This window comes from Variovorax sp. UC74_104, assembly GCF_044055375.1.
Classification (GTDB): Bacteria; Pseudomonadota; Gammaproteobacteria; order Burkholderiales; family Burkholderiaceae_C; genus Variovorax.
This window is the reverse complement of sequence record NZ_CP171978.1, coordinates 779,083-800,071: the sequence shown is the minus strand read 5'-3', so window position 1 is coordinate 800,071 and position 20,989 is coordinate 779,083. Positions and strand designations below refer to the sequence as shown.

Here is a 20,989-nt window from a genome sequence, read left to right as displayed (position 1 = left end):
TCTGGATTTGTATTGATCGATGCACTCCGGCGACGCCGGGGCCCTTCGAATGTAGCGACAACCTTTGTTTACGAAGATAAAAGGCCTATTGAAAGTCGGATCAACACCACATTTGTTCGGTGAGGTTCGCATCACCCCTCTCAAAATTAGTTCCAAAGTCTTCTTCGCCTGAATCACTCGTCTCGACGAGTCGCAGCACAGTCGCACTGCGATCGAGACGGGATACATGCAGTGAGACAAAAACCTGCCCAAGCCGTTGATTCCCCGTGAGCCGACGCGCGGCACGAAAGCTGCGCAACGCATGCCGCGCCGCCCCCAAGGCGCCGCGCATCCATCAACGACGCAACGGAGACACGCAATGACAGACCCCACCACCGCCCCCACCCGGGCCGCGGCTCAATGGCTCGCCGACTTCGCCGCCGCGCTCGCGCGCAACGACATCGACGCGGCCGCCTCTCTGTTCGAGGCCGACGGCTTCTGGCGCGACCTTGTCGCCTTCACCTGGAACATCCGCACGCAGGAAGGCCCCGATGCCATCCGCGCGATGCTGCAGGCGCGGCTGGCCGACGTGCAGCCCACGGCCTTCGCGGTGGAAGGCGAGGCGACCGAGGCCGATGGCGTGGTCGATGCATGGTTCACCTTCGAGACGCGCGTGGCGCGCGGGCGCGGCCATCTGCGGCTGCGCAACGGCAAGGCCTGGACGCTGCTCACCACCATGACCGAGCTGAAAGGCTTCGAGGAGAAGACGGGCGAGAACCGCATCAAGGGCGCGGAGCACGGCGTGCACAAGGGCCGCCAGACCTGGCTCGAGAAGCGCCGCGAGGAGGAGGCCACGCTGGGCTACACAGAGCAGCCGGAGGTGGTGATCATCGGCGGCGGCCAGGGCGGCATTGCGCTGGGCGCGCGGCTGCGTCGGCTGGGCGTGCCGACGATCATCGTGGAGCGCAATGCGAAGGCCGGCGACTCCTGGCGCAGGCGCTACAAGTCGCTGTGCCTGCACGACCCGGTCTGGTACGACCACCTGCCCTACATGCCCTTCCCCGACGACTGGCCGGTGTTCGCGCCCAAGGACAAGATCGGCGACTGGCTGGAGATGTACACCAAGATCATGGAGCTCAACTACTGGAGCTCCACCATCGCGAAGAAGGCGCGCTTCGACGAAGCCACGCAGCGCTGGGAGGTGACGGTGGAGCGCGAAGGCAAGCCGGTGGTGCTGCGGCCGAGGCAGCTGGTGTTCGCGCTGGGCGTGTCGGGCTACCCCAACGTGCCGAAGATCGCGGGCGCGGAGAACTTCAAGGGCGAGCAGCATCACTCCAGCCAGCACCCCGGGCCCGAGGCCTATGCCGGCAAGAAGTGCGTGGTGCTGGGCTCCAACAACTCGGCGCACGACATCTGCGCCGCCCTGTGGGAGCACGGCGCCGATGTGACGATGGTCCAGCGCTCGTCGACGCACATCGCGCCCTCGCAGTCGCTCATGGAGCTGGCGCTGGGCGGGCTCTATTCGGAACAGGCGGTGAAGAACGGCATCGACCACCACAAGGCCGACCTGATCTTCGCGTCGGTGCCCTACAAGATCATGCACACCTTCCACATCCCGGTGTACGAGGAGATGAAGAAGCGCGATGCCGACCTGTACGCACGGCTCGAAAAGGCGGGCTTCATGCTCGACTTCGGCGCCGACGGCTCGGGCCTCTTCATGAAGTACCTGCGGCGCGGCTCGGGCTACTACATCGACGTGGGCGCCTCGGAGCTGGTGGCCAACGGCAGCATCCACCTGAAGAGCGGCGTGAACATCGAGCGGGTGAACGAGCGCTCGGTGACGCTGACCGACGGCACCGAGCTGCCCGCCGACCTGCTGGTGTACGCCACCGGCTACGGCTCGATGAACGGCTGGCTCGCCGACCTGATCTCGCCCGAGATCGCCGACAAGGTCGGCAAGTGCTGGGGCCTGGGCTCCGACACGCCCAAGGACCCGGGCCCGTGGGAAGGCGAGCTGCGCAACATGTGGAAGCCGACGCAGGTAGACAACCTCTGGATCCACGGCGGCAACCTGCACCAGTCGCGGCACTATTCGCAGTTCCTGGCGCTACAGCTGAAGGCGCGCATGGAAGGGATCCACACGCCGGTGTACGAGCGGGCGGCGTCGCACCATACGCGCTGACTTGGCGTTGTCCCCTCTCCCCGAGGGGAGAGGGAGCGAATCCGCTCACTCGCTGATGAACCGCCGCAGCCCTTCGAGATCGATCACGGTGATGCCGCCGTACTCGATACGAAGGAAGCCCGCCTCCTTCAGCCGGTTCAGCGCCGCATTGCAGCGCTGGCGCGAGACACCCGAGAGGTTCGCGATCTCTTCCTGCGAGGTCTGCAGGTACGGCTCGCTTCCCGGGTGCAGCCACGGGTGGAACAGCCCCGCCAGCGCGCGGGCGACCTGGCTGTCGGCGTCGAGCAGGCGATGCGCCGCGTAGTTGCCCATGAACCAGTGCAGCCGCTCGTTGATCTGCTGCAGCAGGAAGTGATCGAAGCCGCGCTGCGTGCGGTGCAGCCACTCGAAGGTTTCCAGCGGCAGCGCCGCCACGCGGCTGGGCCGCAGCGCGATGATGTCGGCCGAGCGCGGCAGCGCGCGCAGCAGCGTGCCCTCGCCGAACCAGCTGCCCACCGAGAGCCCGCCGAAGGTCACGGAGCGGCCGTCGCTCGACGTGATCGACCACTTGAGCAAGCCCTCGAGCGTGCCGTACCAGTGCAGCGGCGTGTCGCCGCGCCGGCACAGGGCAGCGCCCGCCGCCACCTCGACCTCGCGCATCTCGTCGAGCACGCGCTCGCCCGCGCTCACGTCGAGCAGGGGGAACCAGGCCGAGCCTTGCAGCAGTTGCGGGATCGTCAGCGATGCCGCCCTGGGGGCCGGCTTCGTCGTGGGCATGAAATGAAAGCTCCTGAAGGCGCGGGGTGCGTAAACCCTGAGCCCGAATGTCGTCGCGATGACTGAGTGTGCCTGCGCACCCAAAAATAATAGCGCGGCCCCAATGAAAGACACCAGGAGCCCCCGAGCATGTCGAAGCGCAAAGTGATCGTGACCATCGCCCCCACCGGCGGCATGGCGCACAAGTCGCAGAACCCCCACCTCCCCACCCAGCCCGCCGAGATCGCGGCCGACGTGCTGCGCTGCTGGAACGCCGGCGCCAGCGTGGTCGCCATCCACGCGCGCCGGCCCGACGACGGCGCCACCTGCGACGCCGAGGTGTACCGCGACATCAACAGCCGCATCCGCGCGGGCGGCTGCGACATCGTCATCAACAACTCCACCGGCGGCGGCGTGCACGGCGACATGGTCAGGCCGCTGGCCGGCGACCGCTGGGAGATCGCGTGGGAGGAGCGCATCAAGGGCATGGACGCCGGCGCCGAGATGTGCACGCTCGACGCGACCACGCTCAACCTGAGCTTCGAGGGCAAGCAGATCCTGATGGACACGCCCATCACGCGCGGGCGCGAACTGGCCGCGGGCATGAAGGCGCGCGGCATCAAGCCCGAGTGGGAAGTGTTCAGCCCCACGCACATCCTGCAGGACACGACCACGCTGATCGGCGAGGGCCACGACGACGAGCCCTACTTCATCAACCTGGTGATGAACGTGCACCGCAACTTCCAGAATGCGATGCCGTATTCGCCGCGCTTCCTGCAGATGATGGTCGACACGCTGCCCAAGGGCAGCATCTTCTGCGTGAGCGGCATCGGCCCTTCGCAGCTGGAGGCCAACGTGGCGGCGCTGCTGCTGGGCGGCCATGCGCGCGTGGGCCTGGAGGACAACCTCTACTTCCGCCAGGGCGAGCTGGCCACCAACGTGCAGCTCACCGAGCGCATCGTGCGCGTGATCCGCGAGCTCGACATGGAAGTGGCCACGCCCGCCGAGGCGCGGCAGATGATGCGCCTGCCGCGGGTGGGCACGCCCAGGCCCGAGTTCGCATTGGGCTGAAGGCAGGCGACAGGAAAACGAACGGAGACAAGTACATGAGCAATCTTTCCCGAACCGCCCTGGCCGTGGCACTCGGCGCGGCATTCGCCGCAACGGGCGCCTCGGCCCAGGTGTCCGACGACGTGATCCGCATCGGCTTCATCAGCGACATGTCGGGCATCTACCGCGACTACGACGGTCCGGCCGGCGCCGAGGCGATCCGCATGGCCATCGCCGACATGGGCGGCGCCATCGACGGCAGGAAGATCGAGCTGGTCACGGCCGATCACCAGAACAAGCCCGACATCGCCGCAGCCAAGGCGCGCGAGTGGTTCGACGTGCAGAAGGTCGACATGCTGATCGCCGGCGTCAACTCGGGTGCGGCCATCGCCATGGCGGGCGTGGCGGCGGACAAGAAGAAGCCCTACTTCGTGGTGGGCTCGGGCGCCTCGGGCCTCACCAACGAGTACTGCTCGCCCTACACGGTGCACTACGCCTACGACACGGTGGCCATGGCACGCGGCACCGCGAGTGCGGTGGTCAAGGCCGGCGGCAAGAGCTGGTATTTCGTGACGGCCGACTACGCCTTCGGCGCGGCATTGCAGAACGACGCCACGAAGACGGTGCAGGCCGCGGGCGGCACGGTGGCGGGCTCAGTGAAGCATCCGCTGGGCGCGAGCGACTTCTCTTCCTTCATGCTGCAGGCGCAGAGCTCGAAGGCGCAGGTGCTGGCGCTGGCCAACGCGGGCGGCGACACGGTCAACGCGATCAAGTCGGCGGCGGAGTTCGGCATCGGCAAGAACATGAAGCTGGCCGGCATGATCATCACCATCAACGACGTGCATGCGCTGGGCCTGAAGGCGTCGCAGGGCATGTACCTCACCGACAGCTGGTACTGGAACCAGAGCCCCGAGTCGCGCGAATGGGCGCGCCGATTCTTCGACAGGCACAAGCGCATGCCCTCCTCATTCCACGCCGGCGACTACTCGGCCGCGCTGCAATATCTGCAGGCGGTGAAGGCCGCGGGCAGCGACGACGCCGACAAGGTGATGGCCCAGTTGCGCAAGACGAAGTTCAACGACATGTTCGTCAAGGGCGGCTGGCTGCGCGAAGACGGGCTGATGGTGCACGACATGCACCTGATGCAGGTGAAGGCGCCGGCCGAGTCGAAGGAGCCCTGGGACTACTACAAGGTGGTCGAGCCGATCCGCGGCGAGGCCGCATGGACCACGAAGGCGGAGAGCCGCTGCGCGCGGTGGAAATCGACATGAGCACATCCTCGGACATCCAGCGCGTGGCGGTGGTCGGCACCGGCGTGATCGGCGCGAGCTGGGCCGCGCACTTCCTCGCGCACGGGCTCGACGTGAACGCGACCGACCCCTCGCCCGGCGCGGAGGAGCGGCTGCGCGAAGCCGTGGCGAAGCACTGGCCCACGCTGAAGCGCTTCGGCCTCGCGCCGGGTGCCTCCATCGAACGCCTGCGCTTCCACGACAGCCTTGAAGACGCCGTCTCGGTGGCCGACTTCGTCCAGGAGAACGGCCCCGAGCGCATGGATTTCAAGATCGACCTGTTCAGCCGCATGGATGCGGCCGCGCCGCCGCAGGCGATCCTCGCATCGAGCTCCTCGGGCCTCGCGATCAGCGGCGTGCAGTCGGGCTGCGCGCATCCACAGCGCGTGGTGCTGGGGCATCCGTTCAACCCGCCGCACCTGATCCCGCTGGTGGAGGTGATCGGCGGCGAACAGACCTCGGCCGAGGCCGTCGAGCGCACCATGGCCTTCTACGCCGCCATCGGCAAGCGGCCGATCCACGTGAAGCGCGAGGTGAAAGGCCACATCGCAAACCGGCTGCAGGCCGCGTTGTGGCGCGAAGCCTTCCACCTCGTCGACCAGGGCGTGGCCAGCGTGGCCGACATCGACACGGCCATCGCGCACGGGCCCGGCCTGCGCTGGGCAGTGATGGGGCCGTTCATGAACCTGCACCTGTCGGGCGGTGCGGGCGGCATCGAGCACGTTCTCGCGCACCTGGGCGGGCCGATCGAGGACTGGTGGAAGGATCTCGGGCGCACCGTCGATGACGGCGGAGCTGAAGAAGAAGGTGAAGGAAGGTGTCGACGAGGAACTGGGGCAACGCTACACAGCGGACCTCGAAGCGGCGCGCGACACCCTGCTGTTAAACCTGATTCGCGCGAAGGCCGATAGCGGCAAGCTCGATTAGATGGAGTCCTGCTTTTCCATTCGCCTTGTTGTGCGTGGGGCGCTTTGTTCGGGGCGCGATCACGCCGACGGGGTACCTTGCTCCGCGAATGTCCCCCGGCCTTCGGCCTCCTCCTTTATTTCGCTGCGCAAGGCACCCCATCGACGTGATCGATGGGCGCAGCGCTTGTGCGGCCGGCACTACGACTGCGCTCATGTGCGAATGGCACGGGGTGCTCCCCGCAGCGAAATAAAGGAGGAGGGGCGCAGCCCCGGGGGACATTCGCGGAGGGGAGCACCCCGTGCCATTCGCACACGCCCTGAACAAACCGCGGAACACTGAAATGACCGACTTCCTCAACGACGAAACCCTGATCGCCCCGCCCCGCACGGTGCGCATCGACTTCGACGACGGCTCCTTCGCGCTGCGTTCGCCGATGACGCTGAAGCCCTACGCGCGCTGCATCGGCGAATGGATCGAACGCTGGGCGAGCGAGACACCCGACGCGCTGGCCTTCGCGGAGCGCGACGAGAACGGCGAAGGCTGGCGCAGGCTGGACTACCGCGCGCTGCGCCGGGCCGTGGGTTCGGTCGCGCAGGCACTGCTCGACCTGAACCTGCCGGCGGGCCAGCCGGTCGTGATCCTCTCGGACAACGCCATCGACCACGCGGTCCTGATGCTCGCAGCCATGCACATCGGCCGCACCGCCTGCTCGCTGTCCAGCGCCTACTCGCGCATGGCGAAGGACCCGTCGCGGCTGCACGGCATGCTGCAGGCGCTGAAGCCCGCACTGATCTATGCATCCGACGCGAAGGTGTACGGCGGCTCGCTCGCGGGCTGTGGCGTCGAAGCGTTTACGGTGTTCAGCCGCAACGCCGATGCGCATCCCGGTGCAATGTCATTCGATCAGTTGCTCGCGGCGAAGGAAACGCCCGCCGTGATGCAGGCCTTCGCCGACGTGCTGCCCGACACGCACGCCAAGTACCTGCTGACCTCCGGCTCCACCGGCAAGCCCAAGGTGGTCATCAACACGCACCGCATGCTGTGCGCCAACCAGCAGATGATGGCGCAGACCTGGCGCTTCCTTTCGCAGGAGAAGCCGGTGCTGGTCGACTGGCTGCCCTGGAGCCACACCTTCGGCGCCAACCACAACCTGCACATGGTGCTGTGCCACGGCGGCACGCTCTACATCGACGAGGGCCGGCCAGCGCCCGGGCTGATCGAGAAGACTGTGCGCAACCTGCGCGAGGTGAAGCCCACGCTGCTGTTCAACGTGCCGCGCGGCTTCGACATGCTGCTGCCCTTCCTGGAGGCCGACGATGCGCTGGCCGCCGAGGTGTTCTCGCGGCTGCGCCTCGCCTTCTACGCGGCGGCGGCGCTCGCTCCATCCACCTGGCAGAGGCTCGAGGCAGTGGCCAGGCGCGTGCGGCCCGAGCGGCCCCTGTGGCTCACCACCTCGTGGGGCGCGACGGAGACCTCTCCCGCCATCACCTCCGCGCACTGGCAGCTCGACGGCGCCGGCTGCATCGGCGCGCCGCTGCCGGGGCTGGAGCTCAAGTTCGTGCCCAATGGCGAGAAGCTGGAAATGCGCGTCAAGGGTGTGTCGGTGTTTCCCGGCTACCGCGACGCACCGCGCGAAACGGCGCAGGCCTTCGATGAAGAAGGCTACTACCGCATCGGCGACGCCGGCTTCCTGGCCGACCCTTCGCAGCCCGCGCAGGGCGTGATCTTCGACGGCCGCGTGGCGGAAGACTTCAAGCTCTCCAGCGGCACCTGGGTGTCGGTGGGCACGCTGCGCGTGAAGCTGGTGTCGATGCTCGCGCCGCACGTGCAGGACATCGTGCTCACCGGCCACGACCGCGACGAGATCGGCATGCTGGTCTTCGCGAGCCCCCAGGGCGCCGCGCTTTCGCCGCAGGCGCTGGGCGATCGCATCGCCGCGGTGATGCGATCGCTGCGCGACGAGGGCGCGGGCTCGTCGCAGTGCCCCGCCTGCGCGCTGGTGCTGTCGGAGCCGCCGAGCCTCGACGCGGGCGAGATCACCGACAAAGGCTACATCAACCAGCGCTCCGTGCTCATGCGGCGCGCGGCCGAGGTCGAGCGGCTGCATGCACGCGCGCCTGCCGGTGCCGATGCGCAGGTGGTGCGGCTGGAGGGCTGACTTTCCGCCGCGGGCAGGCGTTCAGGCCTGCTCGAACAGGTCGAGCAGCGTGTTCTTCAGCCACCGGTGCAGGCCCGAGCTCTCGTTGCGCTGGTGCCAGAAGAGCTCGATGATGCGCGGCGGCGCTTCCAGCGGAACGGGCATCTTGCGCAGGCCCGTCAGGCGCGCAGGCTCGAACTTCTCCGACCACGGCAGCACGGCGATCAGGTCGGAGCGGCGCACCACCTCGTAGGCCGCGCCGTAGTGGTTCACCGTCGCGACCAGGTTGCGCTGCAGCCCGCGGCTGCGCAGGAACAGGTCGTAGGTGGGCGTGGTCTTGCCGACCAGGCTCACGTCCACGTGGCGCGCGGCAAGAAACTTCTTCAGCGGGATCCTCTCGGCGCGCGCCAGTGGATGGCCCGCCCGCATGATGCAGACGAAGTCGGGCGACCACAGCGCCCGCGACTTGAGGAACGTCGGCCTCCGCACCTCTTCGTTGTAGACGCTGATGGCGAAGTCGGCCCTGTTGTCGGCCAGCACCGGGCCAAAGTCGACCAGCGTGTTGGGAATGGCGTGGACCTGCATCGACGGCGCGACCTTGCCCAGCCTCTGCGCCAGCCGCGGCACCACGATGGACGCCACGTAGTCGGACATGGCGATGCTCACGCTCGCCGTGCTGCGCAGCGCGTCGAAGTGCTCGACATCCATGGTCGCGCGGATCGCCTGCAGCGACTGCGACAGCGGCTCCCACAGGTCGATGGCGCGCCGCGTCGGGTTGACGCCCGCGCCGCTGCGCACGAAGAGCGGATCGTCGAAGGTGTCGCGCAGCCGGCGCAGCGCGTTGCTCACGGCCGGCTGCGTCAGCGACAGCTTGCCGGCCGCGCGCGTGACGTTGCCTTCGGTCATGAGCGCCTCGAACACCTTGAGCAGGTTGAGGTCGGCATTGCGGTAGTTCATGGCGTGCCCCGTCCGGTCATTTCATTCACTGAGTCAATGAACACAATCACGCATATAAATTTGTCGTGATATCCCCGCGATCCTACGATCTGCCGCTTCGCCACCGTTGCTCTTTCAACGCACCACCGAAGTCGAGGGATTCACATGACCATGCTGTCTGCCCGCATCGAGCGCCTGCCGTTCTCCGGCTTCCACCGGCGCCTGCTCCTCATGGGAGGACTGGGCTACACCTTCGATGCAATGGATGCAGCCGTAATCGCCTTCGTGCTGCCGGTGCTGCGCACCGAATGGGGGCTCGGCAGCGTGCAGATCGGCGTGCTGGCCAGCGCGAACTTCATCGGCTTCTTCTTCGGCGCGCTCGCGGCCGGCACCTGCGGCGACCTGTTCGGGCGGCGCAAGGTGATGATGTCGGCGCTGGCGATCTACTGCGTGGCCTCGCTCTTCAGCGGCATGGTCGACAGCTGGACGGTGTTCCTCGGCCTGCGCATCGTGGCCGGCTTCGGCGCGGGGGCCGAGAGCGCGATCATCGCGCCCTACCTTTCGGAGTTCGTGGCGCGCCGCTACCGGGGCACCTTCACCGGGGCGCTGGCGGGCTTCTTCTCCTTCGGCTTCGTGGCGGCGGCATTGCTGGGCTACTTCATCGTGCCGGCGCACCCGCAGGGCTGGCGCATCGTGATCTTCATCACCGCGCTGCCGGTGCTGCTCTTGCTGTGGTGGCGCCGCGCGCTGCCGGAGTCGCCGCGCTGGCTCGAGAGCCAGGGCCGGCAGGCCGAGGCGGACACCATCGTCGACGCGATGGAATCCGACATGGCGCGCCGCGGCCTCGCGCTGCCTGCCCTCAACGCCGAGGACGTGGCCGCGCCGCCTCCCAGCAGCAGCCGCGGCAGCCTGCTGAAGAACTACGCCACGCTGGTTTCCAGCAAGCTCATGCGCATCAGCGTCATGACCTGGCTGATGTGGCTGTCGATCACCTTCAGCTACTACTCGTTCTTCACCTGGATCCCGAGCCTGCTGATCCAGAACGGCATGACGATCACCAAGAGCTTCGGCTATTCGCTGGTGATGTACCTGGCGCAGATCCCGGGCTACTTCTCGGCCGCGTGGCTCAACGAGAAGATCGGCCGGCAGGCCACCATCGTGGCCTACATGCTGCTGGGCGGCATCGCAGCGCTGGGGCTGGCCTTCACGCACAGCGACACGCAGATCATGGCGACGGGCGTGCTGCTGTCCTTCTTCATGAACGGCACCTACGCGGGCGTCTACGCCTACACGCCCGAAGTGTTCCCGACGCAGGTGCGCGCCACCGGCGCGGGGCTGGCGTCGGCCATCGGGCGCATCGGCGGCATCACGGCGCCGATCCTGGTCGGCTTCGTGTATCCGGCGCTGGGCTTCGCGGGCGTGTTCGGCATGACGACGGCCGTGCTGCTGCTGGGCGCCGCGGCCGTCACCTTCATGGGCATTCCCACGCGCGGCCGTTCGCTCGAAGACATCGCGGCCGCCGAGCTTTCCTGAACGACAAGCGAGATCCATGCAACCAAGGAATCATCTTCTGGACGAATCGCTGTCGGCCGTCGCGCTCGCGCACGCCGACACGCAGCAGCCGCATGCCACCTTCGACGCGATCGACAAGGCGCTGGCCGCGACCATCGGCCACAGGCTCTTCACCATCCTGGTCCACCACCGCGAGGCGCGCGAGTCGGAGCGCATCTACACCAACATGCGCGAGGCCTACCCGGTGGGCGGACGCAAGCCGATCACCGATTCGCCGTGGATGCAGCAGGTGATGCAGCGCGGCCTGCCCTACATCGGGCGCACCGCCGACGACCTGCGCGACGTGTTCTACGACCATGAACTCATCGTGTCGCTGGGCTGCCGCAGCGTGCTGAACATCCCGCTGCGCTGGCGCGGCGAGACGCTGGGCACGCTCAACATGCTGCACGAGGAGAATTGGTACGACGACGCACACGTCGAGACCGCGCGCGTGTTCGCGCAGCTGGCGGTGCCCGCCGTGATGGAGCAACAGACCAAGGAGTCGCCCGCATGACGAACGCAGTGCTCTTCAGCAACGCCCACCTGCTCGACCCGCAGCGCGCCGAGCTGCTGGAAGACCATCACGTCCTCGTCGAGGACGGCGTGGTCCGCGAGGTTTCCGACAAGCCGATCCGCAGCGCCTCGGCCCGCGTCGTCGACGTGAAGGGCCGCACGGTGATGCCCGGCCTCATCGACCTGCACGTGCACGTGATCGCGGTGGAGCTCAATCTCTCGCGGCAGGTGCACATGCCCAACGTGCTGGTGACGCTGCGCAGCGTGCCGATATTGCGCGGCATGCTGCGCCGAGGCTTCACCACGGTGCGCGATGCGGGCGGCGCGGGCTTCGCGTTCAAGCAGGCGATCGACGCAGGGCTCGCGCAGGGCCCGCGCCTGTTCGTCTCGGGCCGCGCGCTGAGCCAGACCGGCGGCCACGGCGACATGCGCGCGCGCTCCGACTACCTCAGCAGCAACAACGACGGCGCCTGCGCCACCTGCGTGCGCGTCGGCGCGCTGGCCCGCGTGGCCGACGGCGTGGACGCGGTGCGCAAGGCGGTGCGCGAGGAACTGCAGATGGGTGCCGACCAGATCAAGATCATGGCCTCCGGCGGCGTGGCCTCGCCCACCGACCCGGTGGGCGCCTTCGGCTACAGCGAGGACGAGATCCGCGCCATCGTCGCCGAGGCCGAGGGACGCGGCACCTACGTGATGGCGCACGCGTACACCGCCGCGGCCATCGCGCGCGCGGTGCGCTGCGGCGTGCGCACCATCGAGCACGGCAACCTCGTCGATGCGCCGACGGCCGGACTCATGGCGGAGCTGGGCGCCTACGTGGTGCCCACGCTCGTCACCTACGACGCGCTGGCCAACGAAGGCGAGAGCCTCGGCCTGCCGCCGGAGAGCGTGGCCAAGGTGGCCAGCGTGCGCGAAGCGGGCCTGCGCTCGCTGGAGATCTACAAGGCCGCGGGCGTGAAGATGGGCTACGGCTCCGACCTGCTGGGCGAATCGCAGCGCCTGCAGAGCGACGAGTTCCGCCTGCGCGCCGAGGTGCTGTCGCCGGCCGAAGCCATCGCCAGCGCGACCACCGTGGGCGCCGAGGTGCTGGGCATGGGCGACCGGCTGGGCCGGCTGGTGCCCGGCGCCCTGGCCGACCTGCTGGTGGTGGACGGCAATCCGCTGCGCGACATCGGCTGCCTGCTGGGCCAGGGCGAGCGCATTCCGCTGGTCATGAAGGAAGGCGTGGTGCAGTTCGACGAACTGGCCGCCCTGCACTGAAGCGGCGCCCCAGGGGCTACGGCTGCGCCAGCCACTTGCGCCACAGCACCAGCGCCTTGTCCTGGTAGCGCCGGGTGGCGGCGAGCAGCGCGGCGCGCGGCTTGGGCGACATCAGCTCGGCCGGCAGCAGCGGATCACGGATGAGGTGCGCGATCACGGCGCGCCCCAGCAGCAGCGACTCGCGCGTCGCGGTCTCGAGCTTCTGGGTGCGCAGGCGCTTCTCGCTGCGTTCCAGGCCGGTCTGAAGGCGACGGTAATCGGCTTCGAGCGTGCGCACGTTCCACAGCTTGCGCGCGGCGGCCTGCGCGGCATCGTCGAGGTCGGCCAGCCGGAACACCAGCGCGCTCGGCGCGAGCCCCAGCGCCGCCAGCTGCGCGCGTTCGGCCTCCAGCCCTCCGGCAAGGTTGTCGGGCCGGATCTGCAGGCCCGGCCGCAGCGCCGCGAAACCGCGCAGCGAGAGCGCGAGCGCATGATGGCGCCACGCGGTCTTGTCGGTGCGCGAGACGCCCGCGTCGTGCACGGCGAGCCAGTCGCCGCGCCATGCGACCGCCTGCGCCTGCTTGTGCCGCCAGTCGTCGACCGCGCGCGCGAGCGCCGCGCCTCGCCGGTCGAGCGAGTAGCTGCCGCGCTCGCCGCGGGCGATCTTGCCCTCGGCCGCCAGCCGCGTCAGGCCCACGCGCAGGGTCGACTCGCCGATGCCCATGAGCGCGCCCGCGCGGCACAGCGACTGTGCGCTGAGCGTGCCGCCGTCGGCCACGAGCAGGTCGAGAATCAGGTCGGGGGCGCTGGGGACCGCCACCGGCACATTACATATTTTGTCCATCGTTGCGAAATGAAGAAATATTTCCTACGATGGGATTTTGCCCCGGAAGGACCTGTGCATGGCCATGCAATACGTGAGCTGCGCCACAGATGGCGCCGTCTGCACCATCACCCTGAACCGGCCCGGCAAGCGCAACGCGGTGGATGGCCTGGTCGCGGCCGAACTGCGCGAGGTCTTCGGCCGGTTCGAGGCCGAAGATGCGCTGCGCGTCGCCGTGCTGACCGGCGCGGGCGGCCACTTCTGCGCGGGCGCCGACCTCAGCGCCGTGGGCGACCCGGCCCGCCGCAACGAGCTCGACCCCGAAGGCGGCGGCAGCGGCCCGATGGGGCCGACGCGCATGGCGCTGTCGAAGCCGCTGATTGCGGCGGTGAACGGCTTCGCGGTGGCCGGCGGCCTCGAGCTCGCGCTGCTGGCCGACCTGCGCGTGGCCGACGAAGACGCGGTGTTCGGCGTGTTCTGCCGCCGCTGGGGCGTGCCGCTGATCGACGGCGGCACCGTGCGGCTGCCGCGCATCGTGGGCATGGGGCGCGCGCTCGACATGATCCTCACGGGCCGTGCGGTGGGCGCGCCCGAGGCGCTGGCGATGGGCCTGGTCAACCGCGTGACGCCGCCTGGCAGCGCGCTGGCCGCGGCGCAGCAGCTGGCACGCGAGCTCGCCGACTTTCCGCAGCAATGCATGCTGGCCGACCGCCGCTCCGCCTACGAGCAATGGGACATGCCGCTGGCCGAGGCGCTGCGCCGCGAGGGCGCGCAGGGCGTTCCGGTGGTCTTCGCGGAGGGCGCATCCGGCGCCGCGCGCTTCGCCGGCGGCGAGGGCCGGCACGGGGAATTCGGGCGCTGACGAAGCCGCGGGCGCTCAGCCCGCCTGCCGGCGCAGCGCGACCCGCAGCGCCTTGGCGAAGCGCAGATCGGCCATGGCGCCCACGTTGAAGCGCGACCAGCGCGACACCTGCGTGGAGTCGACGCTGAAGATGCGCCCCGGCGCCATCACGATCTTGCGCGGCAGCAGCTCCTTCGCAAAGGCCAGCGAGTCGGCCACGCCGGGCAGCGCGGCCCACACGTAGAGCGACTGCGGGGTGCGCGCGAATACTTCCGCATCGACCGATTCGAAGAGCCTGATTGCATTGCGCGTGGCCTCGCCCAGCCGCGTCTGCAGGCGGTTGAGGTGCCGCTGGTAGTGGCCCTCGCTCAGGATGACGTCGACCGTGCGCTCGCAGTATTCGGAGCTGCTCACGTGGATCAGCGCCTTCAGGTCGGCCAGGTCGCTCGCCAGGTCCGCGCCGCAGGCGATGAAGCCCACGCGCAGCGCCGCCGAGAACGACTTGGAGAAGCTGCCGATGTAGATGGTGCGCTCCAGTTGGTCGAGCGCGGCCAGGCGCGGCAGCGAGGTGGGCTTGAAGTCGGCCAGCGGGTCGTTCTCGACGATCAGCAGGTCGTGCTTCTGCGCGAGCTGCAGCACGCGGAATGCCTTGGCGGGAGAGATGTCGGAGCCGGTGGGGTTGTGCGCGATCGACTGCGTGAAGAACAGGCGCGGCCGCTCGGCCACGAGCAGGCGCTCCAGCGCCTCGAAGGTCGGGCCCGTCGGCCAGGCGCGGCACGCCCAGCACCTGGGCGCCCGCGAGCTTGAGCTTGCCGAACAGCGGGTAGTAGCCCGGATCGTCCACCAGCACCTTGCCGCCGGGCGGCACGAAGTAGCGGATGACGATGTCCATTGCCTCGTTGGCGCCGTGCGTCAGCACGATCTGCCGCGGCTCCGCGCCGATACCGAAGTCGGCGAGCTTGCGCACCAGGTGGTCGCGCAGCGGCGCATAGCCGAAGCGGCTGCCGTAGCGAAAGAGCGCGCCGAGCCCCGTGCGGACCACCTTGGGGTGGTACTTGTCGAGCCGCACGTCGGCCAGCCACGCGATAGGCGGGAAGCCGTCGCCCACGGCGATCGCGTCGGGCTGCGTCTTGAGCTGCTCGCGCATGAGCCAGACGATGTCCATGGCGCGGCCGAGGCTGCCGGCATCGTCCTCGGGTGCCTTAGCTGCCTGTTGCTGCTGCGGAGGACGCACGAAGTAGCCCGAGCCGCGCCTGGGCTCCACCAGCCCGCGCGACACCAGCAGCTCGAAGGCGGCCACCACGGTGTTCTTCGCGTAGCCGTGGAGCTGCGCCAGTTCGCGCAGCGAGGGGAGCTTGTCGCCGGCCTTGTAGGCGCCGCTCGCGATCTGGCGCTCGATGGCGTTGGCGAGCGAATCCGCAATGGTCGTCATGGGCGTCGACTGTGACACAGCGGGCACGCAAGGCCGCCCGCTGTCCGCACTGTCCCGACAAACTGTACCTTCCGCCGGCGGTACAGCCGACCTAAATTGCGCGCTCCCGAAACCGACTCCAGAACCTCTTTCTTTCGAACGAAGAGACACACAACGATGGTCGCAGACTCCCGCATTCCCAATTTCCGCGCACTCGCTCCGGCGCAGCGCCTCGAACATCTCGCGCGCGCCGCGTCGCTCGCCGCCGACGAGACCGCGCTGCTCCAGGCACCCGGCGCCCTCGGCGTGGAACGCGCCAACGGCATGGTCGAGAACGTGATCGGCACCTTCGAGCTGCCGCTGGGCGTGGCCGGCAACTTCACCGTGAACGGCCGCGACTACCTGGTGCCGATGGCGGTGGAAGAACCCTCGGTGGTGGCCGCGGCGTCCTTCATGGCCAAGCTGGCGCGCGAAGGCGGCGGCTTCGAGGCCTCGAGCACCGGGCCGCTGATGCGCGCGCAGGTGCAGGTGATCGGCATCGCCGACCCGTACGGCGCGCGGCTCTCGCTGCTGCGGGCGCGCGAGCGGATCCTCGAGGTGGCCAACAGCCGCGACAAGGTGCTCATCGGCCTGGGCGGCGGCTGCCGCGACATCGAGGTGCACGTGTTCGACGACACGCCGCGCGGCCCGATGGTGGTGATGCACCTGGTCGTCGACGTGCGCGACGCGATGGGTGCGAACACCGTCAACACCATGGCCGAGGCGGTGTCGCCGCTGGTCGAGCAGCTCACGGGCGGCACGGTGCGCCTTCGCATCCTCTCGAACCTGGCCGACCTGCGGCTGGCCCGCGCGCGCGTGCGGCTCGAACCCGCCGTGCTCGCCACGCGCGAGCGCAGCGGCGAGGAGGTGGTGGAAGGCGTGATCGACGCGTACACCTTCGCGGCCGTCGACCCCTACCGCGCGGCCACGCACAACAAGGGAATCATGAACGGCATCGATCCGGTGATCGTCGCCACGGGCAACGACTGGCGCGCGGTGGAGGCAGGCGCGCATGCGTACGCCTGCCGCAACGGCCGCTACACCTCGCTCACGACCTGGGAGAAGGACAACCGCGGCGCGCTGGTCGGCACCATCGAGATGCCGATGCCCGTGGGCCTGGTGGGCGGCGCGACGAAGACGCATCCGCTGGCGCGGCTCGCGCTGAAGATCCTCGGCGTGAAGTCGGCGCAGGAACTCGGCGAGGTGGCCGTGGCGGTGGGCCTCGCGCAGAACCTCGGCGCGCTGCGCGCGCTGGCCACCGAAGGCATCCAGCGCGGCCACATGGCGCTGCACGCCCGCAACATCGCGCTGGTGGCGGGCGCCACGGGCGACGAGATCGACGCGGTGGCCAGGCAGATGGCCGCCGAACACGACGTGCGCACCGACCGCGCGGTGGCGCTGCTGGAGGCGCTGCGCAAGAAGTAGGCACGGGCGCGACGGACGACCACAAACACAACCACAGACGGAGACAACGAGAAATGAACGCAGAAGAAGCAACGCCCGCCCGCTGGCGGCTGGTGGAGATATGGGGCGACACGGCCGACCTGGGCCACCTCGCATGGTCGATCGCGATCGGCGTCGCGGTGAGCCTCGCGGGCTACCTCGTCGCCAGCCGCGTGCTCGCGGGCACGGTGGGCACGCCCGAGCTGGCGCGGGCCTACGCCATGCTCGCCGGCCTGGGCGGCTGCGTGGTGTCGGGCCTGATCTGCGCGCGGCTGTTCGAGCCGAAGCGCGAGGTGGTCGAGGGAGCGGCGGCCGACCCGCGCTGGCGCGAGGAGGTGCTGGCCGAGCTGGCCGCCGAGCACGGCGGCCTGGGCTCGATGGACGACCTGCCGCCCGTGGTGGTGCGCGAGATGAAGGAGCTCGAGATCCACGAGCTGTTCGCGTCGTACGAGCCCCGCGCCCGGCGCGCCGAGGGAGTCGAAGGAGCCGCGCAATGATCGACGCCGCGCTCCTGAACCAGATCCTCGTGGCCACCGGCATGGGCCTCGTGGGCGCCGTGGTCTTCGCGGCGATCGGTCTCGTGTCGGGCACCGACGAGACCACCACGCTCGCGCCGCTCACCCTGCTGGTGGTGCTGCTGGGCGTGCCGCCGGTGGGCGTGTTCACCTTCTTCCTGGCGGCGGCCGTCGCCAAGCACATGACGCACGCGGTGCCGACCGCCCTTCTGGGCATTCCGGGCGACACCATGGCCACGCCGCTGCTGCAGGACGCCAACGTGCTGCGCAACCTGGGCGTGCCGCACATCGCGCTGCGCAAGATGGTGTCGGGCGCGATCATCGCGGCCTTCATCGCGGTGCCGCTGGCCGTGCTGTTCGCGGTGCTGCTGGCGCCCTACGGCGCGGCCATCACCAAGGCGGCGCCGTGGATCTTCGTGGCGGCGGCAGTGGCCATCGCGTACTTCTCCAGCGGGCGCTGGGCCTCGGTGGCGACGCTGGTGCCCTTCGTCATGGTGATCGTGGCGCTGCAGGCGCTCACCGGCAAGTACGGCGTGAAGCTCAGCATCAGCTACTTCCTGGGCATTGCCATCGGGCCGCTGGTGGCCGACCTGTTCTCGGTGATCTCGCCCGCCGCGCGCGCCCGCATGAAGCGCGACAAGGTCCGCACCTTCTCGCTGGCGCCCGACGTGAAGGGCTGGTCGGGCTACTTTCCCAATCCGTTCCGGGTGCTCGACCGCGGGCAGGTGAAGTGGACCTTCGCGACGGCGGCGGTCTCCAGCGCCACCTTCGTGTTCAGCCCGGTCGCGATGACGGTGGTGCTGGGCGAGCTGGTCGGCTCGCGCGTGAAGCACGCCTACCATCGGCTCACCACCACGCTGGCCGCGCGCAACGGCGTGACCGAGGCCACCTACATCGCCGAGGCGCTGATCCCGCTGATCGCCATCGGCCTGCCACTGAGCCCGGTGGCGGCCGGGCCGGCCGCGCCGCTTTTCAACGCACCGCCGGTCTTCACCATCGACGCGGCCAGCGGCCAGACGCACAACCTGCACAACCTGCTGAACCACTGGGAGTTCCTGGGCTACGGCATGCTGGCGGTGATCCTGGCCGCGCTGGTGGCCTATCCGTTCACCATGAACTTCGCGCGCCGCGCGGCACTGTTCGTCTCGCGCAAGGTGAGCCACGAGGCGATCATCGCGACCTTCGTCGGGCTGATCGTGGTCATCAGCGTGTGGGAAGGCCAGCTGCTCGGGCTGCTGGTGATCCTGACGATGGGGCTGCTGGGCGGGCTGCTGTCGCGCGCGATCGGGTTCAACACCGGGGTGCAGTTCATGGGCTACTACACGGCCGTGCTGACGGTGCCGGCGGCCATCAAGGCCTTTGCCTAGAGTTCGCTCGGGGCCGGGGTCAGGGCCGGGGCCTGGCCTTGGGCACGGGCTTCGGTGCCGGCTTCTCCGGCTTGCCCCCGCCGAGCATCTTCTCCACCTGCTGCCCCAGGCGCGCGCCGATGGCGGTGCCCACGCCGGGCAGCACCGCGCTGCCGATGGCCGCGCCGGTGAGCGCGCCGCCGGTCAGCGAGAGTTCCGGGTCGCCCGCGGTGCCGCCGATCTTCAGCGGCACGCCGACCACGCCGTCGACGAGGTCGACCGCGATCTCGCCGTCGAGCCTGCGGTTGAAGAGCTTCAGGTTGCCGCTGGCCGTGAGCACGCCCGAGCGTGCCTTGAGGTTGCTGTACTGCATGACCACGCCGTCCTCGGTGCCCTGGGTGTCGAGGGTGCCGGTGAGCTCGTCCAGCCTGGTGGTGCCGCCGCGGCTGATGCCGGCGGTGGTGACGGCCTTGGCCACGTCCAGCCTGGTGAGCGTGGCGGGCTGCACCGAGAAGGTGGTGCGGGTGTGCAGGCCGCGGATCAGCGCGCCGAGTTCGTCGGTGCTCGCGGCCTCGGCCCGCAGCGTGGTGGTGCCCGAGAACCTGCCCGCCACCGAGGTGCGGCGCCCGAAGGCCTGCGCCAGGCTCTCGATGTCGATCTGGCGCGGCTCCAGGTCGGCCGAGAGCTGGATCTTTCCGTCGGGCTGGATCTCGAGGCGGGAGACACCGTTCCAGGTGCCGCCGCCCGCATCGATGCGGGTGCGCCAGCGGTCCTGCCCGGCCTGGCGGTCCAGCCGCAGGCGCACGGGCTGGGCCGGCGGCTCCAGGCCGGCGCGCTCGAGCCGGGCCTGGCGCGGGCGCCAGCCGGGGTCGAAGCGGATCTCGCCGTCGTAGGCCAGCGCGATGTCGCGCCGGTCGATCCAGGTCACGTCGCGCCAGCGCAGCTGTTCCACGGGCACGGCAGCGAGCGTCCACGGCGCGGGCAGCGGGACGATGCCCCCTCCGCCGCCTTCCTGCGGCTTGGGGCCCCTGCCCCGGAACGCCCGAAACGAGGCGCGCGGCAGCACCAGGCCCTCGATCTCGATCTCGTCCACCGCGATGACGCGCCGCAGCAGCGGCGCGGGATCGAGCCGCACGGTCACGCGGCGCAGGGTGATGGGGCGCGGCTGGTCGGTGGCGATGTCGGACAGCACGAGCACCGGAACCGGCACCAGCGCCCAGTGGGCGCCGCCGACCTTCAGGGCGACGCCGAAGCGCTTCTGGAAGGCGTCGGCGATCTTCGCGGCCACTTCGTCGTCGGTGGGCAGGCGGGTGCTCACCACCCACACCAAGGCGCCCGCGCCGAGCAGCAGCGCGGCGGCGATGCCCAGGAGCCAGCGGCGCAGGGGGTGCTTCATCGGCTCAAGGTAGCACGCAAAGGCGACTCGGTTTGTCAGCCGCCATCGCTATAGTTTTGGCCACTGTTACAGGCAAGAAGAAAGAAAGAGGCACTGAATGCGTATCTGGAAGAAAGAGATCTCCGTCGAGGCGCTCACGAGCAACCACGTGGGCACGGTCGTTTCCGCGCTGGGCATCGAGTTCCTGGAGGTGGGCGACGACTTCATCCGCGCCCGCTGCCCGGTGGACGAGCGCACCCGCCAGCCCTACGGCATCCTGCACGGCGGCGTGTCGGTGGTGCTGGCCGAGACGCTGGGCTCCTGCGGCGCCCACTACTCCGCCCCCGAGGGCGACCGGGCCGTGGGCCTGGACATCAACGCCAACCACATCCGCTCGGTCACCAGCGGCTGGGTCATCGGCACCGCGCGGCCGGTGCACCGGGGGCGCACCACGCAGGTCTGGCAGATCGAGCTGACCAACGAGGCGGGCGAGCTGACCTGCGTGTCGCGCATCACGATGGCGGTGCTGCAGCCGCGCTGAAGGCGGCGGTTTCCTTTCTCCGGCGGCAGGGTGCGTGCCGGTGTTCAGGGCGGGGTTCATCACCCACAATCACGCCCCGGGAAAGCCGGGACGCCCGGCCACCGAGCACTACATCCAACAAGAGGAGATAGAAGA

At 69.3% G+C, this 20,989-nt stretch carries 16 protein-coding genes and 2 pseudogenes; 13 read left to right on the top strand and 5 right to left on the bottom strand.

The annotated features are described in order from the left end of the window. Positions 1-358: 358 nt before the first annotated feature. Complete coding sequence (locus tag ACHMXA_RS03935; RefSeq protein ID WP_395318632.1) at positions 359-2,161, top strand: NAD(P)-binding domain-containing protein; 1,803 nt, start codon at positions 359-361, stop codon at positions 2,159-2,161. Between the two features lie 45 nt (positions 2,162-2,206). Here the strand turns inward: ACHMXA_RS03935 and ACHMXA_RS03930 are convergent, their stop codons facing one another. Beyond that, on the bottom strand, positions 2,207-2,917 hold the full coding sequence (locus ACHMXA_RS03930; protein WP_395318630.1) for a Crp/Fnr family transcriptional regulator: 711 nt from the start codon (positions 2,915-2,917) through the stop codon (positions 2,207-2,209). A gap of 129 nt (positions 2,918-3,046) precedes the next feature. Here ACHMXA_RS03930 and ACHMXA_RS03925 point away from each other — a divergent pair, with 129 nt between their 5' ends. The 4 genes and pseudogenes from ACHMXA_RS03925 to ACHMXA_RS03910 all read left to right on the top strand — a co-directional run bounded on the left by ACHMXA_RS03925 (position 3,047) and on the right by ACHMXA_RS03910 (position 8,302). After that, the gene (locus tag ACHMXA_RS03925; protein WP_395318628.1) at positions 3,047-3,967 is read left to right on the top strand and encodes a 3-keto-5-aminohexanoate cleavage protein; all 921 of its coding nucleotides are present in this window, start codon (positions 3,047-3,049) and stop codon (positions 3,965-3,967) included. 35 nt (positions 3,968-4,002) lie between these two features. After that, positions 4,003-5,217 (top strand): ABC transporter substrate-binding protein, encoded by a 1,215-nt coding sequence (locus ACHMXA_RS03920; RefSeq protein ID WP_395318626.1) that lies wholly within the window; start codon positions 4,003-4,005, stop codon positions 5,215-5,217. Continuing rightward, positions 5,214-6,162, top strand: a pseudogene (locus ACHMXA_RS03915) (3-hydroxyacyl-CoA dehydrogenase NAD-binding domain-containing protein). Before ACHMXA_RS03920 ends, ACHMXA_RS03915 begins: the two are co-directional and overlap by 4 nt. 322 nt (positions 6,163-6,484) lie before the next feature. Further along, entirely contained in the window at positions 6,485-8,302 is a 1,818-nt protein-coding gene (locus ACHMXA_RS03910) for a feruloyl-CoA synthase (RefSeq protein ID WP_395318624.1), read from the top strand. A gap of 21 nt (positions 8,303-8,323) precedes the next feature. On the opposite strand, the gene ACHMXA_RS03905 is transcribed toward ACHMXA_RS03910, so the two are convergent. After that, a complete protein-coding gene (locus ACHMXA_RS03905) occupies positions 8,324-9,238 on the bottom strand; it encodes a LysR family transcriptional regulator (RefSeq protein ID WP_395318622.1) in 915 nt (304 codons plus the stop codon). Between the two features lie 144 nt (positions 9,239-9,382). Here ACHMXA_RS03905 and ACHMXA_RS03900 point away from each other — a divergent pair, with 144 nt between their 5' ends. From ACHMXA_RS03900 to ACHMXA_RS03890, 3 genes are read left to right on the top strand one after another with little or no spacing between them, the layout of a single operon-like run. Continuing rightward, positions 9,383-10,750 carry an MFS transporter gene (locus tag ACHMXA_RS03900; RefSeq protein WP_395318620.1) on the top strand — a complete coding sequence of 456 codons (1,368 nt, stop codon included), beginning with the start codon at positions 9,383-9,385 and terminating at the stop codon, positions 10,748-10,750. A gap of 16 nt (positions 10,751-10,766) precedes the next feature. Beyond that, complete coding sequence (locus ACHMXA_RS03895) at positions 10,767-11,282, top strand: GAF domain-containing protein (RefSeq protein WP_395318618.1); 516 nt, start codon at positions 10,767-10,769, stop codon at positions 11,280-11,282. Beyond that, positions 11,279-12,541 (top strand): amidohydrolase family protein, encoded by a 1,263-nt coding sequence (locus ACHMXA_RS03890; protein ID WP_395318616.1) that lies wholly within the window; start codon positions 11,279-11,281, stop codon positions 12,539-12,541. Before ACHMXA_RS03895 ends, ACHMXA_RS03890 begins: the two co-directional genes overlap by 4 nt. Before the next feature lie 16 nt (positions 12,542-12,557). Here the strand turns inward: ACHMXA_RS03890 and ACHMXA_RS03885 are convergent, their stop codons facing one another. Beyond that, positions 12,558-13,340 carry a PaaX family transcriptional regulator gene (locus ACHMXA_RS03885; RefSeq protein WP_395318614.1) on the bottom strand — a complete coding sequence of 261 codons (783 nt, stop codon included), beginning with the start codon at positions 13,338-13,340 and terminating at the stop codon, positions 12,558-12,560. A gap of 88 nt (positions 13,341-13,428) precedes the next feature. Between ACHMXA_RS03885 and ACHMXA_RS03880 the strand changes: the two genes are divergently transcribed. Further along, positions 13,429-14,205, top strand: a complete 777-nt coding sequence (locus ACHMXA_RS03880; protein ID WP_395321215.1) for a crotonase/enoyl-CoA hydratase family protein — start codon at positions 13,429-13,431, stop codon at positions 14,203-14,205. Between the two features lie 15 nt (positions 14,206-14,220). On the opposite strand, the pseudogene ACHMXA_RS03875 reads toward ACHMXA_RS03880, so the two are convergent. Beyond that, a pseudogene (locus ACHMXA_RS03875) lies at positions 14,221-15,616 on the bottom strand (PLP-dependent aminotransferase family protein). Positions 15,617-15,772: 156 nt separating this feature from the next. On the opposite strand from ACHMXA_RS03875, the gene ACHMXA_RS03870 reads away from it, so the two are divergent. From ACHMXA_RS03870 to ACHMXA_RS03860, 3 genes are read left to right on the top strand one after another with little or no spacing between them, the layout of a single operon-like run. Further along, complete coding sequence (locus ACHMXA_RS03870) at positions 15,773-17,059, top strand: hydroxymethylglutaryl-CoA reductase, degradative (protein WP_395318612.1); 1,287 nt, start codon at positions 15,773-15,775, stop codon at positions 17,057-17,059. Positions 17,060-17,112: 53 nt separating this feature from the next. After that, a complete protein-coding gene (locus ACHMXA_RS03865) occupies positions 17,113-17,574 on the top strand; it encodes a hypothetical protein (RefSeq protein ID WP_395318610.1) in 462 nt (153 codons plus the stop codon). Next, on the top strand, positions 17,571-18,959 hold the full coding sequence (locus tag ACHMXA_RS03860; RefSeq protein WP_395318608.1) for a tripartite tricarboxylate transporter permease: 1,389 nt from the start codon (positions 17,571-17,573) through the stop codon (positions 18,957-18,959). The genes ACHMXA_RS03865 and ACHMXA_RS03860 overlap by 4 nt, the downstream gene beginning before the upstream one ends. Before the next feature lie 19 nt (positions 18,960-18,978). Here the strand turns inward: ACHMXA_RS03860 and ACHMXA_RS03855 are convergent, their stop codons facing one another. Continuing rightward, positions 18,979-20,334, bottom strand: a complete 1,356-nt coding sequence (locus ACHMXA_RS03855) for a hypothetical protein (protein ID WP_395318606.1) — start codon at positions 20,332-20,334, stop codon at positions 18,979-18,981. Positions 20,335-20,431: 97 nt separating this feature from the next. Here ACHMXA_RS03855 and ACHMXA_RS03850 point away from each other — a divergent pair, with 97 nt between their 5' ends. Next, the gene (locus ACHMXA_RS03850) at positions 20,432-20,854 is read left to right on the top strand and encodes a hotdog fold thioesterase (RefSeq protein ID WP_176665464.1); all 423 of its coding nucleotides are present in this window, start codon (positions 20,432-20,434) and stop codon (positions 20,852-20,854) included. The last annotated feature ends 135 nt before the right edge of the window (positions 20,855-20,989 follow it).